Annotated in this window: 13 protein-coding genes; 9 read left to right on the forward strand and 4 right to left on the reverse strand. The window is 66.8% G+C overall.

Going from position 1 to position 22584, the window contains the following annotated elements:
• Positions 1 to 33 precede the first annotated feature (33 nt).
• Complete coding sequence (locus JAO74_RS07615; protein ID WP_199036644.1) at positions 34 to 1230, reverse strand: HD-GYP domain-containing protein; 1197 nt, start codon at positions 1228 to 1230, stop codon at positions 34 to 36.
• A gap of 240 nt (positions 1231 to 1470) precedes the next feature.
• Here JAO74_RS07615 and JAO74_RS07620 point away from each other — a divergent pair, with 240 nt between their 5' ends.
• The 8 genes from JAO74_RS07620 to JAO74_RS07655 all read left to right on the forward strand — a co-directional run bounded on the left by JAO74_RS07620 (position 1471) and on the right by JAO74_RS07655 (position 17317).
• Positions 1471 to 3087, forward strand: coding sequence for a hypothetical protein (locus JAO74_RS07620; protein WP_199036646.1), 1617 nt, complete (start codon positions 1471 to 1473; stop codon positions 3085 to 3087).
• Positions 3088 to 3194: 107 nt separating this feature from the next.
• Positions 3195 to 5672, forward strand: coding sequence for a zinc-dependent metalloprotease (locus tag JAO74_RS07625; RefSeq protein ID WP_233150766.1), 2478 nt, complete (start codon positions 3195 to 3197; stop codon positions 5670 to 5672).
• Between the two features lie 14 nt (positions 5673 to 5686).
• A complete protein-coding gene (locus JAO74_RS07630) occupies positions 5687 to 6739 on the forward strand; it encodes an efflux RND transporter periplasmic adaptor subunit (RefSeq protein ID WP_416194293.1) in 1053 nt (350 codons plus the stop codon).
• A gap of 4 nt (positions 6740 to 6743) precedes the next feature.
• A complete protein-coding gene (locus JAO74_RS07635; RefSeq protein ID WP_199036783.1) occupies positions 6744 to 9848 on the forward strand; it encodes an efflux RND transporter permease subunit in 3105 nt (1034 codons plus the stop codon).
• An 83-nt stretch (positions 9849 to 9931) separates the two neighbouring features.
• A complete protein-coding gene (locus tag JAO74_RS07640) occupies positions 9932 to 11893 on the forward strand; it encodes a glycoside hydrolase family 97 protein (protein ID WP_199036648.1) in 1962 nt (653 codons plus the stop codon).
• A gap of 2 nt (positions 11894 to 11895) precedes the next feature.
• Complete coding sequence (locus JAO74_RS07645) at positions 11896 to 13413, forward strand: tryptophan halogenase family protein (RefSeq protein ID WP_199036650.1); 1518 nt, start codon at positions 11896 to 11898, stop codon at positions 13411 to 13413.
• 147 nt (positions 13414 to 13560) lie between these two features.
• The gene (locus JAO74_RS07650; RefSeq protein WP_199036652.1) at positions 13561 to 16176 is read left to right on the forward strand and encodes a TonB-dependent receptor domain-containing protein; all 2616 of its coding nucleotides are present in this window, start codon (positions 13561 to 13563) and stop codon (positions 16174 to 16176) included.
• Positions 16177 to 16276: 100 nt separating this feature from the next.
• Positions 16277 to 17317: a LacI family DNA-binding transcriptional regulator gene (locus JAO74_RS07655; RefSeq protein WP_199036654.1), complete on the forward strand. Its 1041-nt coding sequence runs from the start codon at positions 16277 to 16279 to the stop codon at positions 17315 to 17317.
• Positions 17318 to 17320: 3 nt separating this feature from the next.
• Here JAO74_RS07655 and JAO74_RS07660 read toward each other — a convergent pair whose 3' ends face one another.
• From JAO74_RS07660 to JAO74_RS07670, 3 genes are read right to left on the reverse strand one after another with little or no spacing between them, the layout of a single operon-like run.
• Positions 17321 to 18469, reverse strand: coding sequence for a glycoside hydrolase family 68 protein (locus JAO74_RS07660; protein WP_233150767.1), 1149 nt, complete (start codon positions 18467 to 18469; stop codon positions 17321 to 17323).
• Positions 18470 to 18492: 23 nt separating this feature from the next.
• The gene (locus JAO74_RS07665; protein ID WP_199036656.1) at positions 18493 to 20604 is read right to left on the reverse strand and encodes an alpha-galactosidase; all 2112 of its coding nucleotides are present in this window, start codon (positions 20602 to 20604) and stop codon (positions 18493 to 18495) included.
• A gap of 3 nt (positions 20605 to 20607) precedes the next feature.
• Positions 20608 to 21948 (reverse strand): MFS transporter, encoded by a 1341-nt coding sequence (locus tag JAO74_RS07670; protein ID WP_199036658.1) that lies wholly within the window; start codon positions 21946 to 21948, stop codon positions 20608 to 20610.
• A gap of 151 nt (positions 21949 to 22099) precedes the next feature.
• On the opposite strand from JAO74_RS07670, the gene JAO74_RS07675 reads away from it, so the two are divergent.
• Entirely contained in the window at positions 22100 to 22558 is a 459-nt protein-coding gene (locus tag JAO74_RS07675; protein WP_199036660.1) for a DUF3617 domain-containing protein, read from the forward strand.
• Positions 22559 to 22584: the final 26 nt, after the last annotated feature.

Consider the following 22584-nt stretch of genomic DNA (forward strand, 5'->3'; position numbering starts at 1 on the left):
CGGTTTAACCGATCGCTCGCCGGGGTCTATCGATTATGCGGCGTCCTGACGGCCGATCTCCCTCCCCTCGACGATGCTGCTCGCCATGGTCGGCCAGTCGGCGGAAAACCAGGCGGCGGGGTCCGCGGCGCTGATCGCGTCGGCGTTGCCGCGATCGTTGCTGAGGATGATGTCCTCGTACGGAACGAAGCGGGTATCGACGGTCGAATAGAAGGTGCGAAAGGCGGGGCCGAGCCCGTCGCGGACGGCGGGCATCGTCACCGCGAGGTGCGTGCTGCGGAACCTGACCAGCTTGCCGACCGGATAGACGCCCAGTTCGCGCATGAACCGGAACAGCAGGCCGGGATCGAATTCGCCGGTCGATGCCTCCATCGCGGTGATCGCCTCCATCGGCGACAGGCCCTTCCGATCGTCGCGGATGGAGGTCAGCGCGTCATAGACGTTGCAGATGCTGGCCATCCGCGTCGCGCGGCTGATCGCGTCTCCCTTTAACCCGAACGGGTATCCCGTGCCGTCGGGACGCTCGTGATGATGCAGGGCGACGTCGAGTGCGACGGGTGGCACATCGGATGTCTGCGACAACATGTCATGGCCGTGCGTGGTGTGACGCCGTACCTCGGCAATTTCGGCGGCGGTGAGCGGGTCCGACTTGTGCAGGATGTCATCGGGGACGGCCACCTTGCCGAGGTCGTGTAGCAACCCTGCCATGCCGAGTTCGCGAACCGCCTTTGCCGGCTCGCCCAGTTCTTGGGCCAGGCTTATCATCAGGGCGCAGACGGCCACCGAATGCATGTACGTGTAATCGTCCTTCGATTTGAGCCGCGTCACGCTGATGAAGGCGGACAGGTCATGAATCAGGACATCGGCGATGTCGTCGACGGTTGAAAGGATGTCGGCGGTATCGACGGTCCGGCCGAGCCGGCAATCGTCGAACAGTGATTTCACCACGTCGGTCGAACGTTGTGCGAGATCCACTACCCGCACCTGTCCGGCGCGACCGAAGCGGCCGGCGGGTGGAGGCCTGTGGCGGTTCGCTGGCTGTGACGCGATGTCGCAACCCCTGACGGTGTCGATCACGACCTCGACCCCGCTGGCCCGGATCCTGGCTAGTTCGTCGGGTGAAGAGATCAGGAATTTCGCTTTCCAGAACGGATGCGACAGCCAGCTGCCGCCGAACGACTGGACATACATGCCAAGGATGGCGTCCTGCGCGCGGATGGATTTCAGCATGATAAGGGTCCGGATGAGCAAGGGCGGGCGACGGGCCGGATTATCGTCCGCTCGAAACAGTTGGTGGGGCCGCGTCGCTCGTCTTCGATCAATCTCGGCACCGCCCGGCTCCCGTCAGAATGTTCATTATAGGGCATGATGGCGCTTTCCGGTCGCCGGTCCGGCATGGGTCGCCATTCACCGGAGAAAGCGGCTACATTGCGCCTTGCAGCGAGTATCAACCGGTCAGGGCGAAGCGATATGGCATCGACGACAAGTATCGCCCGAAACGGCGCATGGAAGTTACTGGGGATCATCGCGGTCGTTGCTGTTCTGGGTGTGACGATGGTGCTCGGCGTTCGGCCGATCGCCGGTTTCTTCAGGAACCGCCTGCCGGCGAACGATGCCGGTGCCGCGACCGTATCTGCCACCACTGGAAAGCCTGTTTCGCCGCGTGACCGGCTGGGCGTCAATGTGGTGGGCGTTACCTATTATGGCGGCGAGCCGGTCTATGCGAACCAGTTGTTCGGGTTGCGCTGGCTGGTGCCGTCGGCCGGATGGGGTGGCATCGACAATGGTCGGCTGCGGCCCGACGGTTTTCCCAGGCTGGTCGACGGATCGGCAGCGGCGCCGGCTGTCGTCTCGATCCTGAATCCGCCCGCCGATGCGCAGACGAGCGCGACGGCGGTCACTCGCTGCACCTGGCAGGGCAAGGGGATCGTGGGTGCCGGTGGCATGCAGTCCGATCTTCGAGTGGGCAACCACAGCCTGCAATTCCGCTGGAGCAAGGCGATCGGCAGCGCCAACCGGGTGTGGATCAGCATCGACCGGTCGGATGCCGCCGATCCGATCAGGGCGATGGATTGCAGGCAGGTCGGGCTTGCCGCCGATGAGCAGTTCGCGCCGTCGCTGCTGGCGCATCTGAAACCGTTCGGGGTGCTGCGCTTTCTCGACATGTCGGCAGCCAACAGCAATCCGGCGTCGGTGACGTGGGCGACGCGCAGCCTGCCCGGCGATCTGGTCCAGCGCGGCACCGATGCCACCGCGATCGAGAATATGGTGGCGTTGGCCAATGCCAATGGCTCCAGCCCATGGTTCACCGTGCCATGGAATGCCGATGCGGATTACCATCGCCGCATGGCGCAGCTAATCCATGACAGCATCCCGGCGGGCAAGCCGGTGTATGTCGAGATATCGAACGAGGTCTGGAATTACTCGTTCGGGCAGGCGGGGCAGGTGGAGCGCGAAGGTCAGGAGCGCAAGCTGTCGGACAATCGGTTCCAGGCCAACGTCTACCGCTATGCGCAGAAGATCACCGAGGTGATGCCGATCTGGACGGAGGTCTTCAAGGATCGGCCCAAGGATCTGGTCCGCGTCGCCGCGACGCAGGCGGACAATGCCTGGGTGGGCGGCAATATCTTCGAATGGAACAAGGGGGCGGCCGCCGGACAGATCGATGCCATCGCGATCGCGCCATATTTCAAGGTGGATACCGATCACCTGACGGGCGATCACGATGCCGACATGACGGCGCTCGCTGCCGAAGCGAAGCGCCAGGTCGCGGTGAAGTCGGCGGAATACAAGGTGTTGGCGGATAAGTGGGACAAGCGCCTGATCGCGTATGAAGGCGGTCAGCATCAGGTCGATCCGGATAACGAGAAGCGGCTGGTGGCGATGAACCGCGATCCGCGGATGGAGGTGATTTATCGCCAGTATCTGACCGACTGGAATGCGCTGACCGGCGATGTCTTCACGCTGTATAATGCGACCGGGCCGATCAGCCGGTTTGGCGCATGGGGTCTGCGGGAATATGCCGGCCAGCCGCTGAGCGAGACGCCGAAGCTGCGCGGCGTGCTCGACTATGCGGAGAAACGCTGACGTCGGAGGATCACTGGTCCAAAATATCGATAGGTTAGGAATATTGCCGTATACTGTCGGATCGATCATGCTAGCTTCGCTGCAGGGCAGCAAAAAGGGGCGATGCCATGCGGGGTATCAGGCAGAGTGCTACGGTCGGACTGATGGCGTTCGTAATCGCGGGGGTCGGTGCCGGAGTCAGTGCCGGACCGGTCGCGGCGCAGCAGGCGATGAGCGGTGGCGGGTTGTTGCCGGTCAAAGCGGTCCCGGCAGAGGGACGCATTCTGGTGACGCTGCCCGCCGCCGACGTGGACGGGGCGTCGGGGCGCTTCATCTATGCGACGTCGCTGCGCACCGGTATCGGCTCCGCCAATCTGCGGCTGGATCGCGGGATGTTGGGACCGGAGCACATCGTGGCGTTCCGGCGGATCGGCAAGAAAGTGGCGGTGACGTTCGAGAACCACCAGTTCCGCGCCACCGGCGATGCCGGCGTGGCGGCGGGTGGCCGCACGAGTTTCCCGACCAGCATCATGGCGATGCTCGACATCGTATCGAACGAACCCGGCGGCGGCGTGACGGTGGACCTTGCCCCGTTTCTGACGCGCGACACGATGGGGATCGCGGATTCGCTGAACGCCAGTTGGGCACTCGCCGGGGCGGGCGGCGGATCGGCGGCGGGCAAGGGTTTCCGGCTGGTCGATGGGCTGAGCGCCGCCGATCCGGGATCGGTGAAGGTTTTCCCCGACAATATCGAGGTGGACGCGCTCCAGACCTATCAGAGCGACACGCCCGGCCGCGAAGTGGAGCGGATCGCCGCCGAACCGCGCCAGATCGGCTTCACTGTGCACCATAGCTTCGTCCGGCTGCCGGCACCGGGGTTCGTATCGCGCAAGTTCGACATCCGCTCGGCGGCGGGCGGCAACCAATATTACGACTACGGCACGCCGCTGGGCGAGGATGTAGTGCAGCAGTTCGCCAATCGCTTCCGGCTGGAAAAAGTCGATCCCGCCGCCGCCCGGTCGCGGGTGAAGAAGCCGATCATCTTCTACATCGATCGTGCCGCGCCGGAGCCGATCCGTACCGCGTTGCTGGAAGGCGTGAATTACTGGAAGACGGCGTTCGACAAGGCGGGGCTGATCGATGCGTTCCGGGCGGAGATATTGCCGGTGGGCGCCGATCCGCTCGACGTGCGGTACAGCATGGTCAACTGGTCGAACCGGCTGACGCGCGGCTGGTCCTATGGCGGCGGCATCGTCGATCCGCGGACGGGTGAGATTATCAAGGGCAATGTCGTGATCGGCTCGCTGCGCGTGCGGCAGGACATGGCGATCTTCGAAGGGCTGGTCGGCACCGCGCAGAACGGCACCGGCGGCGGCAACGATCCGGTGAAGGCATCGCTCGACCGCATCCGCCAGCTCGGCGCGCACGAGGTGGGCCATGCGATCGGTTTCATGCATAATTTCGCGGGCAGCACGCAGGGCCGCACGACGGTGATGGATTATCCGGGGCCACGTATCACGCTGACCGATGGCAGGATCGACCTGTCCGAAGCCTATGCGCCGGGTGGCGGCGTGTGGGACGATTTCACGATCGACTGGCTCTATGCCGATCCCGCGCCGGGGATCGATCCCGACGTGGCGGCACGCGCCAAGGCGCTGGCGATCCAGGCGAAGGGCGTGCGCTTCATCACCGATATCGACGGGCGGGCGTCGGATACGCCCAGTCCGTGGGGGAGCATGTGGGACGACGGGCCTGACCCTGTCGCCTCGCTGAACCATATGATGGCGGTGCGCCGCATCGCCATCGCGCAGTTCGGGCCGGGCGTGTTGCGGAACGGCGAGGCGCTGTCCGATCTGCGTCGCAAGTTCGTGCCGGTATGGCTGCTCCATCGGTACGATATCGATGCGGTAGGCAAGCTGGTCGGCGGTATCGATTATGCCTATGCCGTGGCGGGCGACAATCATCCGCCCGCCATGCCGGTTACCGCCGCCGTACAGGATGCCGCGATCGGGGCGATGCTGGCAACGTTGTCGGCGGAGGCGCTGACGGTGCCGGCGGCGCTGGTGATGCCGCTGTCGTCGCCGATGAACGGGCGCGGCGACGTGCAGTTCGATCAGGAGGTGTTCCGCAATGCCGGCGCCGCCGCGTTCGACCCGCTGGTCGCCGCCGATGTCGCGGCGCAGGTGACGCTGGATTCGCTGCTGGCGCCGCCGCGGCTGGCGCGGGTGTATGAGCAGCATCGGCGCGAGCCGGGGATGCCGGGGGTCGATACGCTGCTCGACCGGCTGGTGGCGGCGACCGTCGATGCGCGACGCGATGCGGTCGGGCGGCGGATCGCGTACCGCACGATCATGACGATGGCGGAGACGGCGCGCGACGGCGCGACATCGCCGGATGTGGCGGCGTTGCTGGGCGACCGGCTGCGCGGGATTGCGACGAAGCTGGGCAAGGCGGGGAGTGGCGAGGACGGGGCGTGGAGCCGGCATGTCGCGATGCTGTTGACCGACGAGGACAAGCTGACGCGCGAACTCGACAAGCGTCAGGCGGTGCCGACCATCCCGCCGGGGATGCCGATCGGTGGCGATACCGGCTGGTTCGGCGATTGAGGGTGATGCGATCGATGACGATGAATACGGCCGCATCCCTGCTGGCGCTCGCACTCGGGCTGGCGCTGGCGGGATGCGGCAAGGGTGGATCGGAACGGGCGAAGTCGCAGCCGCCGCTGGTGCGCGTCGCCGCGCCCGCGCCGCATCGCTTCGTCGATCGGATCGAGGCGGTGGGGACCGCGCGCGCCAACGAGCAGGTGACGCTCGCCTCGCCGGTGACCGAGCGGATCGAGCGGCTGCATTTCGACGATGGCGGCTATGTCGCGCGCGGACAGGTGATCGCGGTGCTGGCGCAGGGGCAGGAACAGGCGTCGCTGGCGGGCGCGTTGGCGGCCGAGCGACAGGCGAAGGCGCAGCTGGGGCGGATCGAATCGCTGACCGGGCGCGGCTTCGTGACGCGCGCCAGTCTGGAACAGCAGACGGCCGCCGCGCAGCAGGCGCGCGCCACCGCCGACGATGCGCGGGCCCAGATCAGCGACCGGGTGATCCGCGCGCCGTTCGGCGGTTATGTATCGCTGCGGACGATTTCGGAGGGCGCGATCGTCGGCGCGGGGACGGTGATCGCGACGGTCAGCGACGTGTCGCGGATAAAGCTCGATTTCTCGGTGCCGGAGACGATGCTGGCGAGCCTGCACAAGGGACAGGCGCTGGATGCCACCGCCGCCGCGTTTCCGGGGCGTGCGTTTCGCGGGGTGGTGGCGACGATCGATCCGGTGATCGACCCGACGACGCGGGCGGTGCTGGTCCGCGCGCTGCTGCCCAATCCCGATCGCGCGCTGAAGCCCGGCATGTTGCTGACCGTCCGGGTCGATGCGGCCACGCGGCAGGCGGCGTCGCTGCCCGAACTGGCGATCGTGGGAGAAGGCTCGGAACGATATGTCTATGTCGTCGGCAAGGACAACAAGGCGGCGCGGGCGGCGGTGACGACGGGGTTGCGCGATAACGGACTGGTCGAGGTGCGCGGCCTGCCGGCGGATGCGAGGGTGATCGTCGAGGGCGTGGTGAAGGTGAGCGACGGCGCGCGTGTCCGCGTTCAGGGTGCGCCGGCTACGCGGGCGGGCGGCTGACGCGATGATGCTGTCCGATCTTTCCGTCCGGCGGCCGGTGGTCGCGGCGGTGATGGCGATCCTGCTGACCATCGTCGGCGTGGTCGGCTTCATGGGCCTGTCGGTGCGCGAATATCCCGATACCGATCCGCCGGTGGTGTCGGTGCAGACGACGTATACGGGCGCGGCGGCGGCGGTGATCGAGAGCCGCATCACCCAGCCGTTGGAGGAACGGCTGGCGGGGGTCGAGGGGATCGAGACGATCACCAGCCGGTCGTCAGACGGGCGATCGGATATCTCGATCGAATTCCGCCCCGGCCGCGACATCGATTCCGCCGCCAACGACGTGCGCGACCGGGTGGCGGGCGCCGCGCAGGATCTGCCCGAAGAGGCGCTGGCACCGGAAGTGCGCAAGGTCGATTCGGATTCTCAGCCGGTGCTGTTCCTGGTCGTGCAGGCGCCGGGATGGGACCGGATGAAGCTGTCCGATTATGTCGACCGGGTGATCGCCGATCGGCTGTCGACGCTGGATGGGGTGGCGCAGGTCAATCTGGTCGGGCTGGCCAAGCCGTCGATGCGGGTGTGGCTGGATGCCGACCGGCTCGCCGCGTTCCGGCTGACGCCGCGTGACGTCGAAACCGCGCTGCGCACGCAGAACGTCGAGCTGCCGGCGGGGCGGCTGGAGGCGAGCCAGCAGAACGTATCGCTGCGCGTGACGCGCGGGTTCGTGACGCCGGCCGATTTCCGTTCGCTCGTGATCGGGCGCGGCACCGATGGCTATCTGGTGCGGCTGGGCGATGTGGCGCGGATCGAGCAGGGAGCGGAGAACCCCTACACCCGCTTCCGCTTCAACGGGCAGACGGGCATCGGCATGGGCATCGTGCGCCAGTCGGGTGCGAACACGCTGGCGGTGGCGCAGGCGGCCAAGCAGATGATGGTCGACATGGCGCCCGACCTGCCGCGCGGCGTGTCGGTGCAGGTCGGTTCCGACAGCTCGCTGTTTATCGAACGCGCGATCGAGGGTGTGTGGCATACGCTGGCCGAGGCGGCGGTGCTCGTCGTGCTGGTCATCTTCCTGTTCCTGGGCAGTTGGCGGGCGACGTTGATCCCGGCGATCACGGTGCCGATCTGTCTGCTCGCCACCTTCGCGGTGCTGTGGGGGCTGGGCTATTCGATCAACCTCCTCACGTTGCTGGCGCTGGTGCTGGCGATCGGGCTGGTCGTCGATGACGCGATCGTAGTGCTGGAGAATGTCCATCACCGGATCGAGGGGGGCGAGAACCCGCTGGTCGCGTCGTATCTGGGTACGCGGCAGGTGGGGTTCGCGGTGATCTCGACCACCGCCGTCGTCTGCGCGGTGTTCGTGCCGGTGATGTTCATCGCCGGGCAGACGGGGTTGCTGTTCCGCGAACTGGCGGTGGCGATGATCGCGGCGGTGGCGTTGTCGGGGCTGCTCGCGCTGTCGCTGGCGCCGATGCTGTGTTCCAAGTTGTTGAAGCATCAGGAACGGCGCGGGTTCGCAGCGAAGGTCGATCGCGGTTTCGCGGTGGTCGAGCGCGGTTACGGCCGGTGGCTGACGCGCACGCTGGCGCGGCCGTGGCCGGCGATGCTGGCGACGGCGGCGTTCCTGATCGCAGCGGGCTGGCTGTTCACGACGATCGACGCCGAACTGGTGCCGCCGGAGGATACCGGCGTGGTCGAGGTGCGTCTGAACGCGCCGGAGGGGACGGGCTTCGCACAGCTCGACGCCTATGTCGCGCAGGCGGAAAAGCTGGTGGAACCGATGGTCGGCAACGGCGCGGTGCGTGGCCTCGTCGCGCGACTGCCCGCCAGTTTCGGCGCGTCGGAAGATTTCAACAGCGCCAGCATGACTGTCTTTCTGAAGCCGTGGGAGGACCGGACGGTATCGTCGCAACAGGTCGCGCGGCTGGTGACGGAGCGGCTGTCGCAACTGACGGCTACGCGCGGCAATGCCACGGTGCGGTCGTCGCTGGGGCGTGGGCGTGGGCAGCCGCTGAACTTCGTGATTGCGGGATCGAGCTATCCGGCGCTGGCGAGGGCGCGGGACCGTATCCTGGCGGCGGCGCGGGAGAATCCCGGCCTCGTCAATCTCGATGCCGATTATGTCGAATCGAAGCCGCAGATCCTGATCGACGTCGATACGCAGCGCGCCGGCGATCTGGGCGTGTCGGTGGATGACGTCAGTCAGGCGTTGCAGACGCTGATGGGATCGCGCCGCGCATCGACCTATGTGCAGGACGGCGAGGAATATCGCGTGCTGGTGCAGGCGGAGGCGAACGGCCGCGACCGCGAGGGGCGGTTGTCGACCGTCTATGTCCGGTCGCGCACCGGCGATCTGGTGCCGCTGTCCAATCTGGTCCGCACCCGCGATGCCGCGTCGGCGCGCGAATTGGGGCGGTTCAACAAGATGCGGGCGATCACCTTTCAGGGCGGCCTTGCCCCCGGTTACACGCTGGGGCGGGCGCTATCGTTCCTGGAGGAACAGGCGCGGCAATCGCCGGAGGTCATCGCGGTGGGCTATCGCGGCGAGAGTCAGGCGTTCAAGCAGACGGGCAGTTCGATCTGGCTGGTGTTCGGGTTGACCATCGTCATCATCTACCTGTTGCTGGCGGCTCAGTTCGAGAGCTTCGTGCATCCCGTCGTCATCATCGCGGCGGTGCCGCTGGCGGTGGCGGGCGGGGTCGTCGGGCTGGCGGCGACGGGGATGACGATCAATCTGTTCAGCCAGATCGGTATCGTCATGCTCGTCGGTCTGGCTGCCAAGAACGGCATTCTGATCGTGGAGTTCGCCAACCAGTTGCGCGACGAGGGCGCGAGCGTGGGCGAGGCGATCGCTCAGGCGTCGGTCCGGCGGTTGCGGCCGATCCTGATGACGTCGATCGCGACCGTCATGGGCGCGGTGCCGCTGGCGATCAGTCACGGCGCGGGGGCGGGGTCGCGATCGGCGATCGGCGTGGTGATCGTGTTCGGCGTCAGCATCGCGACCGCGATCACGATGTTCGTGGTGCCGGTGCTGTACGCGCGGCTGGCGGGACGGACCCGGTCGCCGCAGGCGGTGGGCCGCGAACTGGATGCGGCGCTGCGTCCGGTCGGGCAGGCGGCGGAATAGGGGGACCTCGCGTATCGCCGCTTGACCGGTCGCCCCGTCGCCGCGATGCATCGCCGCCAGGCAACGGTTCGTCGGAGAGATGCATGAGACTGGGCACTATATTGCTGGGCAACGTCGCGATCATCATCGCGGCGCCGGCAGCGGCGCAGAACCGGCTCGATCTGGCGTCGCCTGATGGCACGATCACGCTGTCGATCGCGTCGGACGGCAATGGGCCACCCAAGTACGAGGTGACGCGTCATGGTGAGGCGGTGCTGGCGCCGTCGCCGCTGGGGTTCGATTTCACCGATGGATCGCGGACGGATGCGCTGCGGATGGCGGAGGTGCGCCGCGCCGCCGTCGACCGCACGGTGCCGCTGGTCGCGACCAAGGCGGCGAGCGCGCGCGACCATTATAACGAGCTGGTCGTCTCGCTCGCCGATCCCGCCGGCAAGCGCGGGCCGATCGAACTGGACCTGCGCGCGTATGACGACGGCATCGCCTTTCGCTATCGCCTGCCCGGTGGCGACCAGCCGATCGCGATCCGGGAGGAGCGGACGGGGTTCTATTTCCCGACCAACGACCGGTGCTGGGGCCTGAACGTCGGCCGCGCGACGAGCAGCCATGAGGGGGAATATGATCCCGTCCGCGTCTCGCAGGTGCGGCCGATGCACATGTTCGACCCCGGCATGCTGTGCAAGACCGGCAGCGACCGCACCAGCTTCGTGATCGCCGAGGCGGGTCTGGCGAATTATGCCGGGCTGTACCTGCGCGGGCGCGAGGATGGCGGGCTGGGCCTCGACACGCGGCTGGCGCCGTTGCCGGGCGAATTGCGGACGGCGGTACGCGCCGCCGCGGGGCAGTCGCTGACGTCGTCATGGCGGGTGGTGATGATGGCGGACCGGGCGGGCGACCTGATCGCGTCGAACCTGATCGGCAATCTCAATCCGCCGGCCACCGGCGACTGGCGCTGGATACAACCGGGCAAGTCGGCATGGGACTGGTGGTCTGGACCGTATTTTCCAGGGCAGGCGCAGGCGGCGATGAACATGGCCGATCTGAAGAAGCTGATCGATTTCGCCGGTGCGTCGGGCCTGAGATACATGTTGATCGACGAGGGGTGGGCGCTCAATTCCGGGGTCGGCGGATCGGCGCCGGCGGATACCGACATCACGAAGACGCAGGCCGGCCTGGATATGCCCGATTTGGTCCGTTACGCCGCGGCGCGCAAGGTCGACCTGATGCTGTGGTTGCAATGGAGCCAGCTCGACGCACGGATGGCCGAGGCGATGGATCAATATGCCCGCTGGGGGATCAAGGGCATCAAGGTCGATTTCATGGATCGCAACGATCAGGTGATGGTCGATTACTACCACCGCGTGCTGGCCGAGGCGGCGAAGCGCCATCTGCTGGTCGATCTGCACGGTGCCTATCAGCCGACCGGCCTGAACCGCACCTATCCCAATTACGTCACGCAGGAAGGCGTGATGGGCGCGGAGTACAACAAATGGTCGAAACGCGTCACGGCGACGCATAACGTCAGCCTGGCATTCACGCGCATGGTGCTGGGGCCGCTGGATTACACGCCGGGCGGGTTCCGCAACCGGACGCCGGCCGACTTCAAGCCGGTGAACAGCCCGCCACAGGTGCAGACGACGCGCGGACAGGCGCTGGCGATGTACGTCGTGTATGAAAGCCCGGTGCAGATGGTGTCGGACAGCCCCGATGCGTATCGAGGCCAGCCCGAGTTCGCCTTCGTGCGTGACGTGCCGACGACATGGGACGAGACGCGGTTTCTGGACGGCGACATCGGCAGCCATGTCGTGGTGGCCCGGCGCAAGGGTCGGGACTGGTATATCGGTGCGATGAACGGTGCCGAGGGGCGGACGGTGACGTTGCCGCTGGCGTTTCTGGGCAAGGGGCGCTTCGCGGCGACGATCTGGCAGGACGGTGCGAGGGCGGACAAGGTCGCGCTGACCGAACACAGCGTGGGTGCCAACGATACGCTGACGCTGCAACTGGCGGCGGCGGGTGGCGCGGCGGTGCGGTTGCGGGCGGGACGCTGAAGATGACCGGGGCCGATGACCGTCGCATCCGCCGTATCCTGATCGTCGGCGGCGGTACGGCCGGATGGATGACGGCGGCGGCGCTGGCCCATGCGCTGCCGCGCGGATGCCGGATCGAGCTGGTCGAATCGGAGGATATCGGCACCGTCGGCGTCGGCGAGGCGACGATCCCGCCGATCCGCCTGTTCAACGAGACGCTGGGGATCAACGAGGCGGAGTTTCTGCGGGCGACGAAGGGCAGCTTTAAGCTGGGCATCGAATTCGTCGACTGGGCGAAGCGGGGCCATCGGTATTTCCACCCGTTCGGCACGTTCGGCAAACCGTTCGACATGCTGGCGGTGCACCAGCACTGGCTGCGCGCGCGGGCGGCGGGATCGACGGTGCCGCTCGACGATCTGTCGATGGCGTGGGGCGCGGCGAGCCGGAACCGCTTCGCGCCGCCGATGGTCGATCCCCGCAGCGTCGGATCGACGTTCGATTACGCGTATCACTTCGACGCCGGTCTCTATGCCGCGTTCCTGCGCCGTTATGCCGAGGCGCGGGGTGTCGTCCGGGTCGAGGGCAAGGTCGGCGATGTGACGCTGGAGGGGGAGAGCGGCCATGTCGCGTCGGTGACGCTGACCGATGGCCGCGTGCTGGCGGCCGAGCTGTTCGTCGATTGCAGCGGCTTTCGCGGGTTGCTGATCGAGGGGGCGTTGCAGACCGGGTATGAAAGCTGGACGCACTGGTTGCCGTGCGACCGGGCGGTGGCGACTCCGTGCGCGCATGCGCCGGCCGGGGCGCTGACGCCCTATACGCGGTCGACGGCGCGGGCGGCGGGATGGCAGTGGCGCATCCCGCTGCAACACCGGGTCGGCAACGGATATGTCTATTGCAGCGAGCATCTGTCGGATGACGAGGCGGCGACGACGCTGATGGCGGGGCTGGACGGCGAGGCACTGGGCGATCCGCGCTTCCTGCGGTTCCAGACGGGAAGGCGGCGGCAGTTCTGGAACCGCAACGTCATCGCGATCGGACTGGCGAGCGGATTCATGGAGCCGCTGGAATCGACCAGCATCCACCTGATCCAGGCGGGCATCGCCAAGCTGCTGGCGTTCTTTCCGACGCGCGATTTCGAGCCGCTGGGGATCGAGGAATATAACCGCGTCGCGATCACCGAATGCGAGCGTATCCGCGATTTCCTGATCCTGCATTACAAGCTGACGCAGCGCGACGACGCGCCGTTGTGGCGGCAGTGCGCGGCGATGGCGATCCCCGATACGCTGGCGATGAAGATCGAGCATTTCCGCCGCCACGGCCGGCTGATCGCGCGCGACATGGACCTGTTCGGGGCGGCGAGCTGGCTGGCGGTGCATGTGGGGCAGTTGAACCTGCCCGAGGGCGGCGATCCGCTGATCGACTACGCCGCCGATCCCGCCGCGAGTCGCCGTTTCGTCGAGCAACTGGCGGGTGCGATCGGGCGGGCGGCGGATACGATGCCGACGCACGCCGACTATATCGCGCGCCACTGCGCCGCCTGAAGAGCCGCCCGAAACATGAAATGACGTTCATCATCGCTATTCTCCGCAATCGTTTGTAAAAATCTGTTGCAAACGATTGCGGGGTAGGTATGTACCCCTCAGCTTCGCCTGCCGATCAGAGCAGGAATTTTGACTGGGAGGATCCTGATGAGGAACGTCGCGCTGCAATCCTGTGTGTCGGTCATTGCGCTGACCACCGCGTGCTGGGCATTGCCCGCTGCCGCACAGGCCACCGATCCCGCCGCGGCCACCGCAACGGGCGCCACCACGACGGCGGCGCAGTCGGCCGATCCCGTGGCCGCGCAGGCCGAGACGGATGCCGGTGCCGAGGATATCGTCGTCACCGCCACGACCGGCGAGCGGTCGCGCTTCCGCAGTTCGATCTCGGTATCGCAGGTCAGCCAGGAGGCGATCTCGAACTTCACGCCGCGTTCCGAAGCGGAAGTGCTGCGCAACATCCCCGGTCTGCAGCCGTCGGATACCGCCGGCCCCGGCGGTAACGCCAATATCGGCGTGCGCGGTATCCCGGTATCGACGGGCGGTTCCGAATATGTCGCGTTGCAGGAGGACGGTCTGCCCGTCACGCTGTTCGGCGACATCAATTTCGGCAACAACGATTACTGGATCCGCTTCGACCAGAATGTCGAGCGGGTCGAGGCGGTGCGCGGTGGTTCCGCGTCCACCTTCACGTCGCAGGCACCGGGCGCGGTCATCAACTATCTGAGCAAGACCGGCGATCGTGCGGGCGGCTCCGTCGCGTTCTCGAAGGGCGTCGGGTACCGCGAGAACCGCGTCGATTTCGATTACGGCGCGCCGATTTCGGACACGTTGCGCTTCCACGTCGGCGGTTATGCCCGCAACGGCGGCGGCCTGACCAACGAGCGGTTCAACATCCTGCGCGGTTACCAGATCAAGGCGAACGTCACCAAGGATTTCGCCGACAACCGCGGCTATATCCGCCTGAACTTCAAGCGGCTGGACGAACAGGCGCCGACCAACACCGCGACGCCATCGATCGCGACGCTGGACGGCAACAAGGTGACGGATTTCGATCCGTTCCCCAATTTCGACGGGCGTGACGGATCGACCTATTCGACCAACGCGCGCTCGTTCCAGTTCGTCGATCGCGACGGCAAGGTGAAGAACGCGCAGGTTCAGGGCATCCACCCGCGCATCACCGCGATCGGCGGCCAGTTCCATTATGCGTTGACCGATGCGATCACGATCGACGACAGCATGCGCTACAGCGACATGAGCGGCAATTTCACGACGCAGTTCCTGAACGTGACCAACCGGGTCAACACCAATCCGGTGCCGACCGGATTCTCGTCGTGCTTCGTGCCGGCCAGTTCCGGTTTCTCGGCGAACGGTGTCGTCGGATCGTGCGTGAACGGCGGTGTCGTCGGATCGGTCCGCTATGCGGCGGGTCCGAACAAGGGGCAGGTCTATACCGGCGCCTATGTGAACAATAACCCGAACATCAACACGCGCATGCGCAACATGAACAGCTTCGCCAACAACCTGTCGGTCGCCGGCAAGTTCGATGCGCTGGGCGGCAAGGTGTCGACGTCGGCGGGCTGGTTCCACATGAGCCAGAACATCGTGCAGGATTGGCACGTGAACCGTCAGTTCAGCGAAGTGAACGGCGAGAACGCATCGCCGCTGGAGCTGTTCTCGACCACCGGCACGCAGCTGACGGCGGCGGGGCAGGCGGGCTTCAACGACAATTGGGGATCGTGCTGCGCCCGGTCGGTCGACCTGACCTATACCGACGATGCCGGCGTGCTGTCGGCGGGTTACGAGCGCGGTGGCCTGAACCTGGACGCCAGCGTCCGGTTCGACAGCGTGAAGGGCAAGGGGACGGCGATCGGCGGCGTGGCCGGGCCGAACTACACCGTCACCGCCGGGCTCGGCACGGCGACGCTGCCGTCGCTGATCGCCGGTGCGGCGGTCGAGAACATCGATTACAGCGACAATTACGTCAGCTGGTCGTTCGGTGCGCTCTATGCCTTCGACAACAGCACCAGCGTGTTTGCCCGTGCCAGCCGTGGTGGCCGCTTCAACGCGGATCGCCGGGTGCTGAGCGGCAACTTCAATGCGGACGGCTCGCTCAATTCGCAGGGCAAGAGCACGTCGGTGAACTTCCTGAACCAGCAGGAAATCGGCCTGAAGCAGCGCGGCGACCTGTTCGCGGGCAATTACTCGGTGGAGATCACCGGTTTCCGCTCGACGCTGACCGAGAACAATTACGACTTCACGCGGATCAACAATCCCGCGCCGAACAACGATCCGAATATCTCGAACGGATACCGGTCGTACGGCGTAGAATTCACCGGTCGGTTCAATCTGGGCGGGTTCCGGCTGGCGGCGGACGCGACGTACATCAACTCCAAAATCCGCGACAGCGCGACCGCGGTGCTGGTGGGCAACCGGCCGGGTGGCATTCCGCGCTTCATCTTCCTGGTATCGCCGTCGTACGACACCGGCTTCCTGGCGGGTGGCCTGAGCTTCAGCGGGCAGAGCAGCGTGCCGCTGGACGACTTCAACGTCTATACGGTGAAGGGATCGACCTTCGTCAACGGCTTCCTGAAGGTACGGCCGGTCGACAGGGTGGAACTGGGGCTGAACGCCAACAACCTGTTCGACAAGCTCGGTTATCGTGGCGGTGGCAGCCTGATCCCGCTGTCCAGCACCAGCGCGATCTTCCAGAATTCGGCGGTCTATGGCCGGACGGTCACCGCGTCGATCCGCTACACTTTCTGACCTCCTCTGTTGGCGGGGCCGGCATCGCGCCGGTCCCGTCGCTTTTTGGGTTTTTCCGGCCGGCATTGCCAAGCGGTGCTGCGACCGCGAAAAGGGCAGCATGAGCGACCCCATTACGCCGCCACCTTCTTCCACGCCGCCACCGCGCGTGCGCAACATCAGTGAATTCGCGCGCATCGCCGGGGTGTCCGCCGGCACCGTTTCCCGCGCGCTGGCCGGCAAGTCCGTCGTCAATCGCGAAACGCGCGAGCGGATCGAGGCGCTGGCGATCGAACATGGCTTTCGCCCCAACCAGATGGCGCGCCGCCTGCGGACGCAGCGGACCAACGTGATCGGCGTCGTCGTGCCGCTGGGCCATGAGCGTCGCCAGCATCTGTCCGATCCGTTCTTCATGACCTTGCTGGGCCATCTGGCGGATGCGGTAACGGAAGCGGGATATGATCTGATGCTGTCGCGGATCATCCCCGATGCGGACGACTGGCTGGAACGCATCGTCCAGTCCGGGATGCTCGACGGGGTATTGCTGATCGGCCAGTCGGACCAGTTCGAGGCGATCGAGCGGGTCGCGGCGCATTACCGCCCGATGGTGGTGTGGGGCAGCCATCTGGCGGGGCAGGTGCACTGCGCGGTCGGGGTAGACAACCGGCTGGGCGGGCGGCTGGCGGGCGAGCGGCTGATCGGCCGGGGGTGCCGGCGGATCGCGTTTCTGGGCGAGACCCGTACGCTGGAGCTGAGCCAGCGCTTCCTGGGGTTGCAGGATGCGGCGGCGGCGGCGGGGATCGATCCGCCGTTGCAGCTGAACACGCATCTGGCATCCGACATCATGGCCGGCGAGATCGCGGCGCATCTGGATGAGGTGGGCGACCGTATCGACGGCATCGTCGCGGCATCCGACGTGATCGCGATGCGGGCGGTGCGGGTGCTGACGGATCGCGGCATCGACGTGCCGGACCGGATGCCGATCACCGGGTTCGACGACCTGCCGCTCGCCGAACAGACGGTGCCGCGCCTGACGACGATCCGGCAGGATCTGGTCGCCGGAGCGCAGGCGATGGTCGCGGCGCTGTTCGCGCGGATCGACGGCAAGGAGGCGCCATCGGTGGAGATGACGCCCGAACTGATCCTGCGCGATACCGCCTGAGCGTCAGGCGATCGTCACGCGGTCGCCGTCGATCGCCAGCCGGAACCACGGCGCGGCGGTGCCGCCGAAACGCGGCCGGCGCTGGTCAGGATCGGTGGGATATACGCCGTCGCCAAGGCCCCAGTAATCGACGAAGCTGATGACATCGAGTTCGCCGGTGACCCACCAGCAATAGGCCTGGAACGGCTCGGCGGCCGGATTGGCAGCGACCAGGCCGGTGCCGTTGATCGGCCGCCATGGTCCGTCGAACCGGTCGGCGACCATGCCGTACAAACCGGTAGGCGCGCCAAGGCCGGGTGCGAAGCGGCGACCCTGCGTCGACCAGAACAGGTAATAGCGGCCGGCGTGCATCACGATGTGCGGGCGTTCCAGCTCGCTGTTGACGCCCAGCGCCTGAACCATCGGCGCGCGCAGCGACCAGCCGGTGGCGGTGCGTTCGGCGACGCCGATAACGCCGTTCAACTGCTCGGTGGTCCAGCCGGCGGTGCCGACGAACAGCAGGTAATCGTGGCCGGTGGCGGGATCGCGGAAGAAGCCGGGGTCGCGGAAGCCCTTGATACCGGTGGCGGGTGCCTCGGTCTCGTCGGCGCGGGTGTACCAATGATCGTCGGCGGCGAACGACTCCACCGGCTCGCTCCAGCCGCTCAGATGCGGGGTGTCGCCATCGACGGTGAAGCGGCCACGCGTTTCGAACAGGCGCTGTTCGAAGCTGGGGGCGCCGCCGTGGCGGCCGGCGGCGGTGAAGTACATCGTCAGCGTCTCGCCATCGGCTTCCAGCACGGCGGAGCCGGACCATTCGCGGCTGCCGGGCGTGAAACCGGGTTCGTACACCCAGCCATGGTCGCGCCAGCCATCGGCGCCGTGGCTGGTCAGGCGGATACGGGCGCGGTCGTGGCGAGCCTCCGGATCGTCGAGCTGCGGGGTGGCGAGGAAGAACCACCAGCTACGGCCGCCCGCGATGACGGTCGATCCGTCGGCGCGTGCGATCTGCCACATGTCCCACAGGTCGTGACCCGGCACGATCGGCACGACATCGTCCGGGCCGATCACCGGGATCGCCGCCTGTGGCTGGTCGACCGCGCCGCGGGCCGCATCGATCGTCCACGGCGAACCGGGTGCGGCGCCTTCGTTGAGCCGGGTTGCCATCGTCATTCCCCCATCATTCACTGTCGTCATCATGCCGGCTCGATCGCGAAGAGCGCGACGCTCTCCGCCTTCATCGCCGGCATCGGCAGGCCGGCCTGTGCCAGCCAGTCACCATCCCAGACCACGCCCTCACCACGCATCGCCGCGAAGACGGGTGCGTCGGGAACGGGGTGGCCGGGGGTGGTGGCGATATCGATCAGCCGCACGCGCACGCGTCCCATGCCGGCCAGCGGCGGCAGCGGCAGGGCGGGCGGGCGGCGGATTACGGTCGGCTCCACCCGCGTCACGGCAAGCAGGCCGTCGGTCGGCGTGCCGTGCAATTGCCAGAAGAGGCTGTCCGTGCCTTCGCCCAGCCAGACGCGACCGTGGTGCAATGTGCCGCGCAGGACCTTGTAATGCGCGATCCAGCGGGTGAGCGTGGCCGTGCCTTCGGGATCCATAGTAGCCGGGTCCAGTTCGACGCCGAAGTGACCCGGCAATGCGATGGCAGCGCGGAACGCCATCGATTGGCCGCGCCCGGTCGAATGGGCGGGGCTGGCGCCGACGTGCGATCCCATCATCTCGGGCGGCATGAAGTGGAGATAGCCACGCTGCATCCGCACCCGGCTGACCGCGTCTATACAGTCGCTGGTCCAGAAACGGTGCGTGCGGCGGGCGATGCCGGCATCGATCCGGCCGCCGCCGCCGGCGCACGCCTCGATCTCCACCGCCGGATGCGCGGCGCCAAGACGATCGAACAGGGCATAGGCGCCGCGTACCTGTGCGCCGTAGCCGGCGGTGCCGTCCGCGCCCCCGGCCGGGGCGAGATCGCGATTATGGTCCCATTTTAGGTAGCCGATCGGCAGATCGCGGAGCAGCGTATCGATTACGGCGAACAGATGGTCGCGTACCTCGGCACGGCCGAGGTCGAGGACGAGCTGGTTGCGCGACGTCGGTCGTGGGGCGTCCGGCCCGGCCAGCGCCCAGTCGGGATGTGCGCGGTACAGGTCGCTGTCCGGATTTATCATTTCCGGTTCGACCCACAGGCCGAACTCCATGCCGAGCGCCACGACATGATCGGCGAGCGGGCGGAGGCCGTTGGGGTATTTCACCACGTCCGGCGTCCAGTCGCCCAGCGCAGCGGTGTCGTCGCCGCGGCCCCTGAACCAGCCATCGTCGAGCACGAACCGTTCGATCCCCAACGCGGCGGAACGGTCGGCGAGTGCCATCAGCGCGGCCTCGTCATGGTCGAAGTAAAAGCCCTCCCAACTGTTCACATGCACTTTGCGCGGCGGCATGCCCGCCGCCGGCCATGGCACGGCGGCACGGATGGCGGCGTGGAACGACTGGATCGCGCCGTTGCGACCCGTGGCGGAGACGGTCGCCAGCATGTCGGGCGTGTCATAGGTTTCGCCGGGCGCGAGGCGGACTTCGCCGGGGGCGAGCGCTTCGCCCATCTGGAGCGTCCAGAACCCCTCGTCATCGCGCTCGATCGCCAGCCGGTGGTTGCCCGACCAGGCCAGTTCCGCGGCGCGGACGGTGCCGGCGTGCCAGGTCGCGCCCGGTCCCTCTACGAACAGGCCGGGTGGGCCGGCATGACCGGTCAGGCCGCGACGGTTCTCGCGGACCCAACCGTGCGCCGGCATCGGTTCGACTTCGGCCACGAATTCGGCGTTGTGACGGCCGGTGAAGCTGCGGATTGTGGTGGCATCGGCGGGCAGGGGCAGCGTGCCGGCGGCGAGCCAGTCGATGGTGAGGGCGTCGTCGCCATCGTTGCGGACGCTGGCGGACAGGGTCAGCACGTCGGTTGCCGGGTCCAGCGTCAATCGTTGGGCCAGCGTTACCTGCGCGGTCGTGTCGCGCAGTGTGATGATGACGGCGTTTGCCTGCCGGTCGATTGCGACGTCGTTCCAGCGTTGGAAGAACGCCAGCCCCTCACGATGCGCGCGCAGCGCAGCGGGGCCGAACCAGCCGGTGCCATAGTTGGGCACGAGGGTCAGCGGCTGATCGATATCGAGCGAGAACGACGCGGCGGGGCGGGTCTCGGCGAGCGGCGGCAACGCATCGGTGCCGACGCGTGGACCCCACCAGCGCCATAACGGGGCGCCGTCCGGTCGGGGCTCCAGCACGATGCCGGAGTCGGTGCCGTTCAATACGATCATGGCCTATTCCGCGACCGCACCGACGGGCAGGCCCTGCGCATTGCGCTCCCGCACCGTCCACACCGCCGCCGCCGCACAAAACATCAGCACGCCGCATAGCGTCAGCACATTGCGTGGATCGCCCCCCAGCAGCGGCTGGTAGATCAGCGGCATCGTCACTGCGAAGAGCAGCATTGGGATCACGATCATCATGTTGAAGATGCCCATGTACACACCCGTCCGCTCCGGCGGGATCGACCCGGCGAGGATGATGTAGGGATTGCCCATGATGCTGGCCCAGCCGAGGCCGACGCCGATCGCGGGGAAGAACAGCATCCATTTCTCGGTGACGTGCGGCAGCCAGAGCATGCCGACACCGGCGATGACGAGGCAGATGGCGTGCAGGCTGGCGGCGCCCATCCGGCGTGCCAACGGCACCATCGCGAAGGCGGCGAGGAAGGCGACGCCGTTGTAGAAGGCGGCCATTTCGCCATTGGTCAGCACCGCGGAATGGAAGCCGGAGGAGGTCGGCACGTCGGTGCCATAGACCGACCGGCCGATCGCATAGATCACATAGGCCCAATAGGTCGCCATGGCGTACCACTGGAACAGGCTCATCAACGCCATCTTGCGCATCGCCAGCGGCATGTCGCGGATCGCGCCGCCGATCTCGGCAAGGGTCGAGCCCAGCGTCTTGGGCTGGGCGGCGATGTGCGCGCGCTGGTCGAGGGTCAGGGGCAGTTCGGGCACGCGCCAGATCGACCAGAGGATGGTCGAGAAGCTGAGGACGGCGCCGACCATGAACGCGATCCGCGCGGTATAGGGGATGTTGTGGGTATCGACCCAGTCTTGGTCCATCCCCCACCACACCAGCAGCGACGGGGTGAGGAAGGCCAGCATCTGCGCGAGGCCGGTGAACGCGCTCTGCGTCAGGAAGCCGATCTGGTGCTGTTCCTCGGCCAGTCGGTCTGAGACGTAGGCGCGGTACGGCTCCATCGTGATGTTGTTGCCGGCATCGAGAATCCACAGCATCGATACCGCCATCAGAATCGACGAACTGAGGGGCATGAAGAACAGCCCGATCGCACACAACACCGCGCCGAACAAAAAGTACGGCGTGCGCCGGCCCCAGCGCGAATCCGTCCGGTCGCTCATCGCGCCGATCAGCGGCTGGACGAGCAGGCCGGTGATCGGCCCGGCCAGTTGCAGGAGCGGCAATGCCGCCTCCGACGCGCCGAGATAGCTGTAGATCGGGGTCATGTTCCCCTGCTGCAGGCCGAAGCTGAACTGGAGCCCGAGGAAGCCGAGATTCATTTCGAGGATGCGGGCCATCGACAGGCGCGGCTTGTTGTCCAGTGCTGGCATGGCTCTCCCGATCCTCCCCGCGATTATCGCTTTCATCCGGTATCGCCGGATCGACGTTCGATTGCAACAATCGATTGCAAGATGCGCAGTGAAATATCGTCGGGACGTTGCGCGCTTGCCTGTCGTGCCCGAACGCCACAGAGGCGGCGTCATGCGTGCCATCGTCCCTCTGTTCGCCCTGCTGTCGCTGCCGCTGTCCGCGTCGGCGCAGTCGCTGCAATCCGGCAACTGGGATCTGACCTCGACCGCCGTCGATCTGGTCGTGCCGGGTGCGCCCGGTTTCCTGCTGCGGATGATGCGCGGCAAGTCGAAGACCGAGCATCGCTGCCTGCCGCCCGAACAGTCGCGGGCGGGCGTCGCCGCGCTGTTCGTGCCGAATGCAGAGGCGAAATGCACGGTCGAGCGCGCGGTGATCGCCGATGGCCGGATCGATCATGCGATGTCGTGTCCACAGAAGAAGGGGCCGCCGATGCATGTCGTCCGCGCCGGTACGTATAATGCGGCAGGCTTCACCGCGCGGATGACGATGACGGGGCAGACCGAGAAAGGGGCGATGCGGATCGTGGCGGATCAGGTCGCCACGCGGACGGGGGCGACCTGCCGGAAATAGGGCATGCCGTCATTGCGAGCGTAGCG

This window comes from Sphingomonas mollis, assembly GCF_016427505.1.
GTDB lineage: Bacteria > Pseudomonadota > Alphaproteobacteria > Sphingomonadales > Sphingomonadaceae > Sphingomonas > Sphingomonas mollis.

Coding starts and splice junctions, on each gene's coding strand:
- JAO74_RS07615 (WP_199036644.1), bottom strand. CDS start 1,230: ATGCTGAAATCCATCCGCGCGCAGGACGCCATCCTTGGCATGTATGTC.
- JAO74_RS07620 (WP_199036646.1), top strand. CDS start 1,471: ATGGCATCGACGACAAGTATCGCCCGAAACGGCGCATGGAAGTTACTG.
- JAO74_RS07625 (WP_233150766.1), top strand. CDS start 3,195: ATGCGGGGTATCAGGCAGAGTGCTACGGTCGGACTGATGGCGTTCGTA.
- JAO74_RS07630 (WP_416194293.1), top strand. CDS start 5,687: ATGACGATGAATACGGCCGCATCCCTGCTGGCGCTCGCACTCGGGCTG.
- JAO74_RS07635 (WP_199036783.1), top strand. CDS start 6,744: ATGATGCTGTCCGATCTTTCCGTCCGGCGGCCGGTGGTCGCGGCGGTG.
- JAO74_RS07640 (WP_199036648.1), top strand. CDS start 9,932: ATGAGACTGGGCACTATATTGCTGGGCAACGTCGCGATCATCATCGCG.
- JAO74_RS07645 (WP_199036650.1), top strand. CDS start 11,896: ATGACCGGGGCCGATGACCGTCGCATCCGCCGTATCCTGATCGTCGGC.
- JAO74_RS07650 (WP_199036652.1), top strand. CDS start 13,561: ATGAGGAACGTCGCGCTGCAATCCTGTGTGTCGGTCATTGCGCTGACC.
- JAO74_RS07655 (WP_199036654.1), top strand. CDS start 16,277: ATGAGCGACCCCATTACGCCGCCACCTTCTTCCACGCCGCCACCGCGC.
- JAO74_RS07660 (WP_233150767.1), bottom strand. CDS start 18,469: ATGACGATGGCAACCCGGCTCAACGAAGGCGCCGCACCCGGTTCGCCG.
- JAO74_RS07665 (WP_199036656.1), bottom strand. CDS start 20,604: ATGATCGTATTGAACGGCACCGACTCCGGCATCGTGCTGGAGCCCCGA.
- JAO74_RS07670 (WP_199036658.1), bottom strand. CDS start 21,948: ATGCCAGCACTGGACAACAAGCCGCGCCTGTCGATGGCCCGCATCCTC.
- JAO74_RS07675 (WP_199036660.1), top strand. CDS start 22,100: ATGCGTGCCATCGTCCCTCTGTTCGCCCTGCTGTCGCTGCCGCTGTCC.